Source organism: Cupriavidus sp. FW305-3-2-15-C-LB2 (assembly GCF_058787575.1).
The window spans coordinates 17,122-30,271 of the sequence record NZ_JBYSZW010000045.1 but is presented as its reverse complement, the minus strand read 5'-3'; the positions used below and the strand labels follow the sequence as shown (position 1 = coordinate 30,271).

The following is a 13,150-nucleotide window of genomic DNA, read 5'->3' as shown; positions in this document are numbered from 1 at the left end:
TTGTGCTTGTTGTGTGAATCATTAGCCGGCCGGATGGTAGGGGACGCGCACTTTCAGTTCGCTTTCGGAATGCAGGCTTTTCGCGGGCACGGCGCCGCTGCGGGATTGGGGGTTTCCCTAGCTTCTAAGCCGGCGCACTTCCCTGTATCTGTCTGGCCTCGGCCGTTCCGGCCGGATTTCCGTATTGCCGCCTGACTGCCCTGCCCCATGCGTATCCTGCTTGCCGAAGACAATGTGATGCTGGCCAATTCCCTGAGCCAGGCCCTGGGCCAGGCCGGCTTCACGGTCGACTGCATGCACGACGGCCGCAGCGCCGACAACCTGCTCAGCACGCAGGACTACGCGCTGCTGATCCTGGACCTGGGCCTGCCCGGACTGGACGGCCTGGAAGTGCTGCGCCGCCTGCGCCAGCGCCGCAACCCGCTGCCGGTGCTGATCCTGACCGCGCACGGCTCGGTCGAAGACCGCGTCCGCGGCCTGGACCTGGGCGCCGACGACTACCTGGCCAAGCCCTTCGACCTGTCCGAACTGGAAGCGCGCGCCCGCGCGCTGATCCGCCGTGCCCACGGGCATGAGAGCACGCAGATCGCCTGCGGCCCGCTGCACTACGACAGCGTCAGCCGTGCCGTCCTGCTGCACGGCGAGCTGCTGCCGCTGACCGGGCGCGAACGCGCCGTGCTCGAGGTGCTGCTGCTGCGCGATGGGCGCGCGGTGAACAAGGCGGCGCTGTCGGAGAAGATCTTCGGCATCGACGAATCGGTCAACCCGGATGCGATCGAGATCTACGTGCACCGGCTGCGCAAGAAGCTCGACGGCAGCGGCGTGGCCATCGTCACGCTGCGCGGGCTGGGCTATCTGCTCGAAGCGCGGCCGGCGGCATGAGGCTTCCACGACAGGCGCCCAGCCTGCGCCTGCAGCTGTCGCTATGGCTGCTGCTGCCGCTGATGGCCCTGCTCGCCTTCGATGCGTGGCTGACCTATGAGCGCGCCATGTCTGCCGCGCATATCGCCTTCGACCGCACGCTGGAGGCGTCGCTGCGCGCAATGCGCGAAGGCATCCGCCTGCGCGAGGGGCGGCTCCAGGTCGACGTGCCAAACCTCGCGCTGGAACTCTTCGACGACCAGGCCGGCCCGCGCATCTTCTACCGCATCCGCGACGAGGACGGCGCAACCGTGACCGGCTACGACGACCTGCCGATGCCGGCCGAGGCGCCGCTGCGGCTGTACCGCACCGAGTTCTACGACACTGTCTTCCGCGAGCACCCGCTGCGCATGGCGGCCCAGGCGCTGCCGGTGCACGACGTGGGCTCGGCGCGCACGCGCCTGGTGTGGGTGCTGGTGGGCGAAACCATCGAGCCGCGCCAGCTGCTGGCGCGCGACATCCTGATCGGCTCGCTGCTGCAGGAGCTGATGCTGGTGACGCTGGCGCTGGGCATCGTCTGGCTCGGCGTGCGGCGCGGGCTGCGGCCGCTGAACCGGCTCTCCGACACGGTGGCGCGACGCGGCACGCAGCTCGACCCGATCGAGCAGAAGGACCTGCCCGCCGAGATGAAGCCGCTGGTGCAGGCGCTGAACCAGTACATGGACCGGCTCCACGGCATGGTGCAGGCGCGCAAGCGCTTCTTTGCCGATGCTGCGCACCAGCTCAAGACGCCGCTGGCGATCATCCAGGCGCAGTCCGAGCTGGCGCTGCGCGAGCGCGACGCAGAACGCGTGCGCGAGCATATGCGGCTGCTGCACGGCACCGTGCGCCATGCCTCCAAGGGCGTACAGCAGCTGCTGTCGCTGTCGCGGCTGGAGCCTGATGCGGGCTATATGCCCACGCTCGGGCCGCTGCGGCTCGATGCGCTGGCGCAAGGCGTGGCACTGGACTGGGCGCCGGTGGCGCGTGGCAGCGAGGTCGACCTGGGCTTCGAGCAGGAAGGGTCGGTGGAGGTCGCCGGGCAGGCGGAGCTGCTGCAGGAGCTGACGGGCAATCTGATCGACAACGCGATCCGCTATGCGGGGCGCGGTGCGGTGGTCACGGTGCGCGTGGCGCTGCACGGCGGCGTGCCGCGGCTGCAGGTGATCGACAACGGCCCCGGCATTGCTCCGGCAGAGCGCGATGCGGTGTTCCGGCGCTTCTATCGCGGCGAGAGCGGACAGTCCGTGGAAGGGACCGGGCTGGGGCTGTCGATCGTGCGCGAGATCGCGCGGCTGCATGGTGCAGCGGTGGAGCTTGCGGATACGCCCGGAGGCGGGCTGACGGTGTCGGTAAACTTCAGCGCTGCCGGCCACAAACCCGAGACTTGCTCTTGACCGCTTGGGCGCTCCCTCTCCCGCAAGCGGGAGAGGGGGCAAACCGCCGGCCAGCAACGCTTACCGGCAAGTCCTGCATCAAAGCTTCTCCGTCTCCCCGCTCTTCGGCTGCCACTTCATCAGCCGCTTCTCACCCATGCCGACCATCCAGTCCAGCACCAGCGCAAACGCCGTCAGCACCACGATGCCGGCAAACACGGTATTGATGTCGAAGGTGCCTTCGGCCTGCAGGATCAGGTAGCCCACGCCGCGCGCCGAGCCCAGGTATTCGCCCACCACCGCGCCCACGAAGGCCAGGCCCACCGAGGTATGCAGCGACGAGAACACCCAGCTGGTGGCGCTGGGCAGGTAGACATGGCGCAGCAGCTGCTTCTGGTTGGCGCCCAGCATGCGCGCGTTGGCCAGCACCACCGGGCTCACTTCCTTGACGCCCTGGTAGACGTTGAAGAAGACGATGAAGAACACCAGCGTCACCGCCAGCGCCACCTTCGACCAGATGCCCAGGCCGAACCAGACCGCGAAGATCGGTGCCAGGATCACGCGCGGCATCGAGTTCATGGCCTTGACGTAGGGGTCGAGGATGGCCGAGGTCATCGGGCTCAGCGCCAGCCACAGGCCCACGCCCAGCCCCGCCACCGTGCCGATGCCGAAGGCCAGCACGGTTTCGATCAGCGTCACGCCCAGGTGCAGGTAGATATCGCGCTCGACGATAAACCAGCTCCAGATGCGCTGCGCCACCATCAGCGGTTCGCCGAAGAAAAAGGCAACCTGCTGCGAGCGCGTGGCCATATGCCACACGCCGAGGATCACCACCAGGACGAGCAGCTGCCAGACGCGCAACATGCCCTTGGAATCAGTACGGAATGCCATCGGGATTCAGGTCTTGTTAGGTTGGAGGGCTCACGCCACCTTGCGCTGCTGGGCGTAGCCCTTGAGCACTTCCTCGCGCAGCACGTCCCAGATCGCGGCGTGCAGCTCGACAAAACGCGGATGGTTGCGGATCTCGGCCACGTCGCGCGGGCGCGGCAGGTCGATCTCGAACTCGCCGATCGGGTGTGTGCCGGGGCCGGCCGACAGCACCACCACACGGTCGCTCATGGCAATGGCCTCGTCCAGGTCGTGGGTGATGAAGAGCACGGCCTTGCGCTTGGCGGCCCACAGCTCCAGCACCTCGTTCTCCATCAGCTGGCGGGTCTGGATATCCAGCGCCGAGAACGGCTCGTCCATCAGGATGATGTCCGGGTCCAGCACCAGCGTCTGCGCCAGCGCAACACGCTTGCGCATGCCGCCCGAGAGCTGGTGCGGATAGCGGTCGCCAAAGCCGCCCAGGCCCACGCGGCGCAGCCATTCCTCGCCCTGCTGCACGGCCTCGGCGCGCGCCACGCCGCGGAACTCCAGGCCGGCGACGACGTTGTCCAGCGCGCTGCGCCAGGGCATCAGCGCCTCGGTCTGGAACATATAGCCGGCGCGGCGGTTGATGCCGCGCAGGGGCTCGCCGAACACGCGAATCTCGCCGCTGGAGGGTTCCAGCAGGCCGGCGCCGACGTTGAGCAGCGTGGATTTGCCGCAGCCGGTGGGGCCGACCACGGAGACGAATTCGCCGGGCTGGATCGACAGCGTGACGTCCTGGACCGCGGTATAGCGCTGGCTGCGGTCATCGCGCGAGACAAAAGTGCAGGTGACCTTGTCGAGGGAAAGTGCGGGAGTGCTCATGGTGAACCGTCTCGGTCCCGCCGTGGCGGCGCCGGGGGGCGCGGCGCGGGCGGGTGATGATGGATTGGCCGTCAAGGATTCAAAGCAAAGGCCCGCTGCGGACAGCGGGCCGATGGCATCGACGGCGAGGGTCTTACTTGTACTTGGCGTTGGCCTTCTGCACGAAGGCGTTGGTGTAGGTCTCTTCCAGCTTGACCGGCTTGCCCTTGAGCTCGGCGTCGAACTGGCCCAGCGCGTTGAACGCGGTGCGCGGGCCGTCGGCCGGCATGGTGCCGTCCGGCGAGATCGCTTCCTTGACCTTTTCCCACGCGGCCAGGTACAGCGCGCGGTCACCCAGCAGGTAGCTTTCCGGCACAGTCTTGACGATGTCCGACGGGCCCGCCTTCTGCAGCCACTTGAGCGCGCGCACCATGGCATTGGTCAGCGCCTGCGTGGTGTTGGGGTTCTGCTGGATAAACGCCTGCGACGCATACAGGCAGCCCGACGGCATGTTGCCGCCGAACACGGCCTGGGTGTCCTTGAGCGTGCGGGTATCCGAGGCGATGCGCACTTCGTTCTTCTGCGTCAGCATCGAGATCACCGGGTCCAGGTTGGCCATCGCATCGATCTGGCCCGAGCGCATCGCTGCCACCGCACCGGCGCTGGCGCCCACGCCGATGAACGACACGTCCGAAGGCTTCAGCCCGGACTTGGCCAGCACGAAGTTGGCCATCATGTTGGTCGACGAACCCGGCGCGGTCACGCCGATCTTCTTGCCCTTCAGGTCGGCGATCGACTTGAAGTTGGGCATGGTCTTGTTCGACACCACCAGCACGATCTGCGGGGCGCGGCCCTGCAGCACGAATTCCTGGTAGCGCTGGCCCTTGGCCTGCAGGTTGATGGTGTGCTCGTAGGCGCCCGAGACCACGTCGGCGCTGCCGCCCACCACGGCCTGCAGCGCCTTGGCACCGCCGGCGAAGTCGACGATCTCGACGTCCAGCCCTTCTTCCTTGAAGTAGCCGAGACGCTCGGCAATGGTCAGCGGCAGGTAATAGAACAGGTTCTTGCCGCCCACCGCGATGGTGACCTTGGTCTTCTCAGGCTTGCCCTGTGCCTGCGCCTGGCCGAAGGTGAACCAGCCGGCCAGGAACAGCGCCAGCGCGATCAGGAATTGCTTCCAGAATTTCTTGTTATACATGCGAGATCTCCTACCCGTGTGGACTGGCGCTGCGGCGACATGCGCTCGAAGGGGGCGCGCCGCGGTGCGGCAAATTGCGATGCTACCGGACGGTGCGATGCACCGCATCGGTATCAACACCTAGCAAACCCGCCAGCATAACGCCCTTACCTTTCGATCACCTTGCCGCAGCCCGCGCCATCATTCCGCGTGGATGTCGGCAGACTTGATCACCTTGCCCCAGCGCGCGAGTTCCGCCTTCTGGTACTGACCCAGCTGCTGCGGGTTCATGTACTTGGCCTCGGCGCCCAGGTCCTCGGCCTTCTTGCGGAAGGCTTCGGTGCGCATGATCTTGTCGATTTCGCCAGTCAGCTTGTCGATCACCGGCTTGGGCGTGCCTGCCGGTGCGTACATCGCGAACCACGACGACACGTCCAGGTCGGGGTAGCCGGCCTCGGGCGCCGACGGCACGTCCTTCAGGCTGGGCAGGCGGGTCTTGCTGGTCACCACCAGCGGACGCAGCTTGCCGGCGGCGATATGGGCCATCAGCGGCGGCGGCGTGGTGATGGTCAGGTCCACCGAGCCGCCCAGCAGGTCGGTCATGGCCGGACCGGTACCCTTGTAGGGCACGTGCGTGATTTTCGTGCCGGCCATCTGGTTCAGCAGCTCGGTCGAGACGTGCTGCAGCGAGCCGTTGCCCGACGAGGCGTAGTTGAGCTTGTCCGGATTGGCCTTGGCGTAGGCCACCAGTTCCTTCAGCGACTTGACCGGCAGGCTCGGGCGCACCACCAGCACCTGCGGCGCCGACAGGATGTTGGCCACCGGCGCAAAGTCCTTGACCGGGTCCCACGACAGGTTCTTGACCAGCAGCGGCGTGATCACGTGGAAGCCCGAGTACTGCAGCATCAGCGTGTAGCCGTCCGGCTTGGCCCGCGCCACCAGTTGCGCGGCGATGCTGCCGTTGCCGCCGGGACGGTTGTCCACCACCACCGGCTGGCCGAGCGCCTTGGACAGCGGTTCCGCAATCATGCGCGCCGCGATGTCGGTGGTGCCACCGGCCGCGGCCGATACCACCAGCGTCACCGGACGGGCGGGATAGGTACCGTCCTGCGCCAGGGCGACGGGCGCGAACCATGCCGCACCGAGTGCCGCCAGCGTGGCGGCTACGGCCTTGCGCCGTGCGGGCATGGCGGACTTGCGTTGAAGGGCTTGCTTCATGAGGGTCTCCGTTATCTGTTGGATGTGTTGTTCTTGTCTGGGTGCCGGCTATGCCTGCCCGGCGAAATGCTCCGCCATCCAGGCCGGCGGCTGGTGCGTGCGCAGGCGCGGGCCGGCGCTCAGCAGCTGGCTGTGGAGGTCGCGCCCGACCAGCGCCGGCATGCCGGCCACCACCTCGAGCAGCGCGCCCAGGTCGACGCCGGTCTCCACGCCCATGCAGTCGAACATGTGGACCAGGTCTTCGGTGCTGACGTTGCCACTGGCACCGGGGGCGTAAGGGCAGCCACCCAGGCCGCCGGCGGCCGCGTCGAAGCGCGTCACGCCGGTCTGCCAGGCAGCCAGGGCATTGGCCAGGCCCATGCCGCGGGTGTTGTGCAGGTGGATGGTCAGGCCGGTATCGGGCAGCGCGGCCTGGAAGGCCTCGCACAGCGCCGCGACCTGGTCCGGGTAGGCCATGCCGGTGGTGTCGCACAGCGTGATGCCGTCCGCGCCGGCCTCGGCGAAGCGGGTGGCCAGTGCCATCACCGCGGCGCTGTCGACCTCGCCCTCGAAGGGACAGCCGAACACGGTCGACAGCGAAATATTGACCGGCACTCCGGCGCCGCGCGCCGCCTCGATCATCGCCAGCAATTGCGCTTGCGACTGCTCGCGCGTCATGCGCAGGTTGGCGCGGTTGTGGGTCTCGCTGGCCGACATCACCAGGTTGACCTCGTCCGGCCGGCACGACAGCGCACGCTCCAGCCCGCGCAGATTGGGCACCAGCGCGGTGTAGCGAACGCCCGGGTGGCGCCGCATGCGGTGCATCAGTGCCTCGGCGTCGGCCAGCGCCGGGATGGCGCGGGCCGAGGTGAACGAGGTGGCTTCGATGCGGGCAAAGCCGCAGGCCGACAGCGCGTCGAGAAAGGCGACCTTGGCATCGGTCGGCACCACCACCGGCTCGATCTGCAGGCCGTCGCGCGGCGCGACTTCGTTGATCTCGACGCGGGCGGGACCGCTCAGTTTGGTGGCGGCGCTCATGCGATCACCTTGCGCGCACGCAGGTCGGCGATGGCGGCGTCGTCGAAGCCTGCCTGCTTCAGCACCGTATCGGTATGCTCGCCGAGCGTCGGCGCGCGGTCATGGATCTCGCCGGGGCTGGCCGACAGCTTGGGCACCACGCCCGGCACTTCCACCGTGAGCCCGCCGGCCGAGGTCACCGACTCGATCACGCCGCGGGCGCGGTAGTGCGGGTCTTCGGCAATGTCCTTGACGGTATAGATGCGGCCCGACGGCACCTGCGCGTCGCGCAGTAGCGCCAGCGCCGAGTCCACCGTCTGCGTGCGGGTCCAGTCGGCGATGGCGGCATCGATCTCGTCGACGCGCTTCACGCGGCCATCGTTCTGCGCCAGCGACGGATCGTCGGCCAGGTCGGGCCGGCCGATGGCCAGCATCATGCGCTTGAAGATGGCGTCGCCATTGGCCGCCACCAGCACGTATTCGCCGCTGGCACAGGGGTACGCGTTGGACGGCGCGATCCCCGGCAGCGCGCCGCCGGCGGGCTGGCGCACCGCGCCAAAGGCCGAGTATTCCGGCAGCAGACTTTCGCTCAGGTTGAACAGCGACTCGTACAGCGCCACGTCGATGACCTGGCCTTCGCCGCCGCGCGCGTCGCGCTGGTACAGCGCCAGCAGCACGCCCATGGCGCCGTGCAGGCCGGCGATGGTGTCGCCCAGCGACAGGCCGGCGCGCACCGGCGCGCGGCCGGGCTCGCCGGTCAGGTGGCGCAGGCCGGCCATGGCTTCGGCCACCGCGGCAAAGCCGGGCTCATCCTTCTTCGGCCCGGTCTGGCCATAGCCCGACACGCGCAGCATGATCAGGCGCGGGTTGTCGGCATGCAGCACGTCCCAGCCCAGGCCCCACTTCTCCATGGTGCCGGGGCGGAAGTTCTCGATCAGCACGTCGGCCTCGGCGGCCAGCTTGCGCACCAGTGCCTGGCCTTCCGGCTGGCGCAGGTCGATGCAGATCGACTCCTTGTTGCGCGACTGCGCCTCCCACCAGACCGAGGTGCCTTCATGCAGCATGCGCCATTTGCGCAGCGGGTCGCCCTGCCCCGGCGGCTCCACCTTGATGATGTGGGCGCCAAAGTCGGCCAGGGTCTTGGCGGCAAAGGGGCCGGCGATGAGTTGTCCGAGTTCGAGGACGCGAATGCCCTCGAGGATCTGTTGCGCCATGGGGTGTCTCCGTGCGATGCGGTGTCTTGTTGCAGTGCGGCAAGCCCAATGACTGGCTTGTCATACATTGCGTTCGAACGGAGTGTGCCCCAGCAGGGGGCCTGCCAGGAATCGGCAATCGGAGAAGCGGGCTTTCTCGGAACGCGAAAGGCTGCGGAGCCGCCTCAGCGCGGGCGCGTCAGAACGGCGCCCGGTCCCCGCACAGGTGGGTGATCAGCAGACGGGCCGAGACTGTCAGCCCGGCCGGGTCGCGCAGCCCGATCAGCAGCGAGCGGCGCGCCCAGGCGTCTTGCAGCGACACCAGCGACAGCCCCATCGACTTGACGTGCGGCTCGGCAGCGATGCGCGGCAGCACGCCCACGCCCAGGCCGGCCATCACCATGCGGCACATGGCATCGAAGCTGCGCACCTGGATGCGCAGCCGGAACGGCCGGTCGAGCCGGCTGCTCTCCTCGAGCAGGCGTGCGGCCAGCGAGGTTTCCTGCGGCAGGCTGACGAAGTCGAATTCCAGCGTATCGGCATAGTGCACCGGGCCGCGCGCGGCCAGCGGATGGTTGGGCGGCGTGATGATGACCAGCTCGTCCTGCCGGTACTCGATCGTCATCAGCCCGGCCGCGGGGGTGCGGTCGGCAAAGATGCCCACGTCGGCACGGTTCTCGACCAGCGCGGCGACGATATCGCGGCTGTTCTGCTCTTCCAGCTCGATGCGGATGGTGGGATGACGCTGCATGAACGACGCCAGGTCGTCGGGCAGGAACTGCGTGATCGCCGAGGTGTTGGCGCACACCCGCACCTGCCCGCGCACGCCCGAGGCGTAGTCCGACATCACGCCGGCCATGCGTTCGACGTCCTGCAGGATGGTCAGCGCATGGTGGAAGCAGGCCTGGCCGGCCTCGGTCAGCTGCACGCCGGCGGCATGGCGGAAGAACAGCGGCGCGCCGACCGCGGTTTCCAGGTCGGAGATGCGCTTGCTGGCGGCGGCCACGGCCAGGTGCGACTGGCGCGCGCCGGCCGAGATGCTGCCCTGCCGGGCCACGGCGACGAACAAGCCAAGCGTGACGAGATCGAAGCGGGCCAGGTTCATGGGAGAGGCAGGCGGCTGAAGAAGGCGGAAGAACGCGGTGACCGGCGCGCGGGCAATCGGCCCCGCGCGATCGTGCTCAGAGGTTGCGGCGGTCCATCACCGCACGCGCGATGGTGCCGGCATCGACGTACTCCAGCTCGCCGCCCACCGGCACGCCGCGCGCCAGGCGCGACACCTTGAGGCCGCGCGCCTTGAGCATTTCGCCGATGTAGTGCGCGGTGGCCTCGCCTTCGCTGGTGAAGTTGGTGGCGACGATGACTTCGCCGACCGGGCCGCCCAGCTCGGGCTCGGTGGCGCGCGCGAGCAGCCGGTCAAGATGGATCTCGCGCGGGCCGATGCCGTCCAGCGGCGAGAGCCGGCCCATCAGCACGAAGTACTTGCCGCGGTAGGTCAGGGTCTGCTCGATCATGACCTGGTCGGCCGGGGTTTCCACCACGCACAGCACCGAGGCGTCGCGGCGGTCGTCCAGGCAGGTCTCGCAGATCTCCTGCTCGGTGAAGGTATTGCAGCGCTGGCAATGGCGGATATGGTCCGCCGCGCCGCGCAGCGCATCGCCCAGCTTGCGCGCGCCCTCGCGGTCGTGCTGCAGCAGGTGGTAGGCCATGCGCTGGGCGGACTTGGGCCCGACGCCGGGCAGCACCCGCAGCGCTTCGACCAGTGCCTGCAGCGAGGTCGGGGACGATGCCTTCACAGTGGCGTTCAGAACGGCAGCTTGAAGCCCGGGGGCAGCGGCAGGCCCGAGGTCATCGAGCCCATCTTTTCCTGCGAGGTGGCTTCGGCCTTGCGCACGGCGTCATTGAAGGCGGCGGCGACCAGGTCTTCCAGCAGGTCCTTGTCTTCGCCCTCGGCCAGCAGGCTGGGGTCGATGGTGACGCGCTTGACGTCGTTCTTGCAGGTCATGACCACCTTGACGAGACCGGCGCCGGACTGGCCCTCGACCTCGATCTGGGCCAGCTGCTCCTGCATCTTCTTCATGTTTTCCTGCATCTGCTGGGCTTGCTTCATCAGCCCGGCGAGTTGACCTTTCATCATGATGGAATGCTCCTGGATTCGGTAAGAAATTCGGTGAAGTAAGTTCGGTAAAGCAAACGCAGGCCGCGGATCAGGCGGCGCGCGGCTGGATCGAGCCCGGCACGATCTGGCCGCCAAAATCGCGCAGCAGGCCCTGGACAAAGGGATCGGCCTCGATCACGGCCTCGGCTTGGCGCTGGCGCTCGGCGCGCGCCTCGGCATCGGCGGCCGCGGCCGTGATGGAAACCCCGCCGACTTCGCAGACCACGCGCACCGGCTCGCCGAAGTGGTCGCACAGCGCCTGCTGCAGCCGCTCGGACACGCCGTTCTCGCCCAGGGCCGCGACCGGGATGCGCAGGTGGAAGGTACGTCCGACCACCTGGGTCAGTTCGCTCTGGTAGGCCAGCTGCTGCGCCAGGCCCTTCAAGGGCAGGCCGGCGGCCAGCACCGGCCATTCGCCGGTGAAGGCCGGCGGGGTGCCATCCTCGCCCGCTGCTGGCGGGCGCGGGGCGACGAACTTGGCGGACTCTGCCGGCGCCGCGGCTGGCTGCACCGGAGCGGTCTCGCGCGCCGGCTCGGCCTCGCGCGCGGGCGCCCGGCGCGGCCCGGCGGCACGCGCTGCCGGTTCGTTGAAACCGTTGTCGCGGTAGCCAGGATCGCTGTCATAGGGGCCGATGACCGGCAGGTCAGGCGGCAGCTCTTCCCACGGCGGCACGTCGCTGCCACCCGCCAGCTCCCAGGGCGGCACGGATTCCGGCTCCGCCTGGCGCGCGGCGGGCCGTGCCGGCGCTGCCGGCGACTGCATGGGCGCCTTCGCAACCGGTGCCGGCGGCCGACTCACGGCTGCCGCGCCGGGCGCGCGCAAGGGTTGGGCCGGCGGGCGCTGCGCGGCAGCCGGCGCTGGCGCCATGGCCGGCGGCGGCGCCTTGCGGCCGCCCCCACGGGCAGCGGAAGCCTGGCGGGCGGCCGCCAGCGCGGCGGCGGCGGGCGACATTGCCCCGTTGCCGGCGCCAGCGGCCGGCCGTGCCGGCGCAGCTTCAGGGGATGCAGGGACAGCGGCAGGTGCGGCAGCGGGTTCAGCCACTGCCACGGGCTGGACCGCCCGTGCGGGCATAGGGGCAGGGACCGGGGCCGCCGCAGCACCGGCCTTGGCCTGTTCGGCGGCATTGGCCACAGCCGTCGCATGGCGGGTATCAACGGTTTGCGCGGCTTCGGCACCACGCTGGCGCGCAGGCGCGGCACCACCGCCCTGCCCTTGCGCCGTAGTGGGTTCAGACGACGGCCGGAACGCCAGCATGCGCAGCAGCGTCATGGTGAAGCCGGCGTACTCGTCCGGCGCGAGCGCCAGCTCGCTGCGGCCGAGGTTGGCGATCTGGTAGAACAGCTGCACTTCCTGCGCGTCGAACACCCCGGCCAGGCGCCGCACCTCATCGGCTTCGGGCCATTCGTCCTGCACCGAGGCCGGCACGGCCTGCGCCAGCGCCACCTTGTGCAGCAGCGAGCCCAGGTCCTGCAGCGCGCCGGCAAACGACAGGCTGCGGTCGGCCATGGCATCGGCAATCGCCAGCATGGCGGCGCCGTCCTCGGCGGCCAGCGCATCGAGCAACTGCACCAGGTAGCCCTGGTCGATCGCGCCCAGCATGCCGCGCACCGCGTCTTCCGAGACCTGGCCCGCGCTGTAGGCGATGGCCTGGTCGGTCAGCGACAGCGCATCGCGCATCGAGCCGTGCGCGGCCTGGGCCAGCAGGCGCAGCGCATTGCCGTCGTGGCCGATGCCTTCCTGCGCCAGAATATGGTCCAGGTGCGAGACGATATGCCCCGGCGGCATCTGCTTGAGGTTGAACTGCAGGCAGCGCGACAGCACCGTGACCGGAATCTTCTGCGGATCGGTGGTGGCGAGAATGAACTTGACGTGCCCGGGCGGCTCTTCCAGCGTCTTCAGCATGGCGTTGAAGGCGTGGTTGGTGAGCATATGCACTTCGTCGATCATGTAGACCTTGAAGCGCCCGGAGGTCGGGGCGTAGACCGCCTTGTCCAGCAGCTGCGCCATCTCGTCGACGCCGCGGTTGGAGGCGGCGTCCATCTCGATGTAGTCGACGAAGCGGCCGCTGTCGATCTCCTGGCAGGCCTTGCACTGTCCGCACGGCTGGGCGGTGATGCCGCCGTTGCCGTCAGGGCCGGTGCAGTTCAGGGCCTTGGCCAGGATCCGCGACAGCGTGGTCTTGCCGACCCCGCGCGTGCCGGTGAACAGGTAGGCATGGTGCAGCCGCTGCTGTTCCAGCGCGTGCGTGAGCGCGCGGACCACGTGCTCCTGGCCGACCAGCGTGGTGAAATCCCTGGGGCGCCATTTGCGCGCTAGAACTTGATAACTCATGGCGGCGATTGTAGCAAAATGCAGCCCCCCTCCGGCCGCCGCCGCCCCGACCTCGCGGTCTTTATTCGCCACGCGCCGCGCGGGCTG

Annotated in this window: 12 protein-coding genes; 2 read left to right on the top strand and 10 right to left on the bottom strand. The window is 68.8% G+C overall.

Translation table 11 applies throughout. The features are described 5' to 3' along the window. Nucleotides 1–207 precede the first annotated feature (207 nt). Nucleotides 208–882 carry a response regulator gene (locus AC3WRR_RS26565; RefSeq protein ID WP_010814248.1) on the top strand — a complete coding sequence of 225 codons (675 nt, stop codon included), beginning with the start codon at nt 208–210 and terminating at the stop codon, nt 880–882. After that, complete coding sequence (locus tag AC3WRR_RS26560; RefSeq protein ID WP_010814249.1) at nt 879–2,297, top strand: sensor histidine kinase; 1,419 nt, start codon at nt 879–881, stop codon at nt 2,295–2,297. The genes AC3WRR_RS26565 and AC3WRR_RS26560 overlap by 4 nt, the downstream gene beginning before the upstream one ends. Nucleotides 2,298–2,375: 78 nt before the next feature. Here the strand turns inward: AC3WRR_RS26560 and AC3WRR_RS26555 are convergent, their stop codons facing one another. The 10 genes from AC3WRR_RS26555 to AC3WRR_RS26510 all read right to left on the bottom strand — a co-directional run bounded on the left by AC3WRR_RS26555 (nt 2,376) and on the right by AC3WRR_RS26510 (nt 13,063). Next, the gene (locus AC3WRR_RS26555; protein WP_010814250.1) at nt 2,376–3,167 is read right to left on the bottom strand and encodes an ABC transporter permease; all 792 of its coding nucleotides are present in this window, start codon (nt 3,165–3,167) and stop codon (nt 2,376–2,378) included. 30 nt (nt 3,168–3,197) lie between these two features. After that, on the bottom strand, nt 3,198–4,010 hold the full coding sequence (locus AC3WRR_RS26550) for an ABC transporter ATP-binding protein (protein ID WP_010814251.1): 813 nt from the start codon (nt 4,008–4,010) through the stop codon (nt 3,198–3,200). A gap of 133 nt (nt 4,011–4,143) precedes the next feature. Further along, complete coding sequence (locus tag AC3WRR_RS26545; protein WP_492298577.1) at nt 4,144–5,187, bottom strand: ABC transporter substrate-binding protein; 1,044 nt, start codon at nt 5,185–5,187, stop codon at nt 4,144–4,146. A gap of 180 nt (nt 5,188–5,367) precedes the next feature. Then, a complete protein-coding gene (locus tag AC3WRR_RS26540; protein ID WP_011615631.1) occupies nt 5,368–6,384 on the bottom strand; it encodes a Bug family tripartite tricarboxylate transporter substrate binding protein in 1,017 nt (338 codons plus the stop codon). A gap of 48 nt (nt 6,385–6,432) precedes the next feature. Next, a complete protein-coding gene (locus AC3WRR_RS26535; protein ID WP_492298576.1) occupies nt 6,433–7,401 on the bottom strand; it encodes a hydroxymethylglutaryl-CoA lyase in 969 nt (322 codons plus the stop codon). Next, complete coding sequence (locus AC3WRR_RS26530; protein WP_010814255.1) at nt 7,398–8,594, bottom strand: CaiB/BaiF CoA transferase family protein; 1,197 nt, start codon at nt 8,592–8,594, stop codon at nt 7,398–7,400. The genes AC3WRR_RS26535 and AC3WRR_RS26530 overlap by 4 nt, the downstream gene beginning before the upstream one ends. Nucleotides 8,595–8,772: 178 nt before the next feature. Beyond that, nucleotides 8,773–9,678: a LysR family transcriptional regulator gene (locus tag AC3WRR_RS26525; RefSeq protein WP_010814256.1), complete on the bottom strand. Its 906-nt coding sequence runs from the start codon at nt 9,676–9,678 to the stop codon at nt 8,773–8,775. Between the two features lie 76 nt (nt 9,679–9,754). Continuing rightward, on the bottom strand, nt 9,755–10,369 hold the full coding sequence (recR, locus tag AC3WRR_RS26520) for a recombination mediator RecR (protein ID WP_010814257.1): 615 nt from the start codon (nt 10,367–10,369) through the stop codon (nt 9,755–9,757). A gap of 8 nt (nt 10,370–10,377) precedes the next feature. Beyond that, on the bottom strand, nt 10,378–10,710 hold the full coding sequence (locus tag AC3WRR_RS26515; protein WP_010814258.1) for a YbaB/EbfC family nucleoid-associated protein: 333 nt from the start codon (nt 10,708–10,710) through the stop codon (nt 10,378–10,380). Between the two features lie 70 nt (nt 10,711–10,780). Beyond that, the gene (locus AC3WRR_RS26510) at nt 10,781–13,063 is read right to left on the bottom strand and encodes a DNA polymerase III subunit gamma/tau (RefSeq protein ID WP_041687440.1); all 2,283 of its coding nucleotides are present in this window, start codon (nt 13,061–13,063) and stop codon (nt 10,781–10,783) included. Between the last annotated feature and the right edge of the window lie 87 nt (nt 13,064–13,150).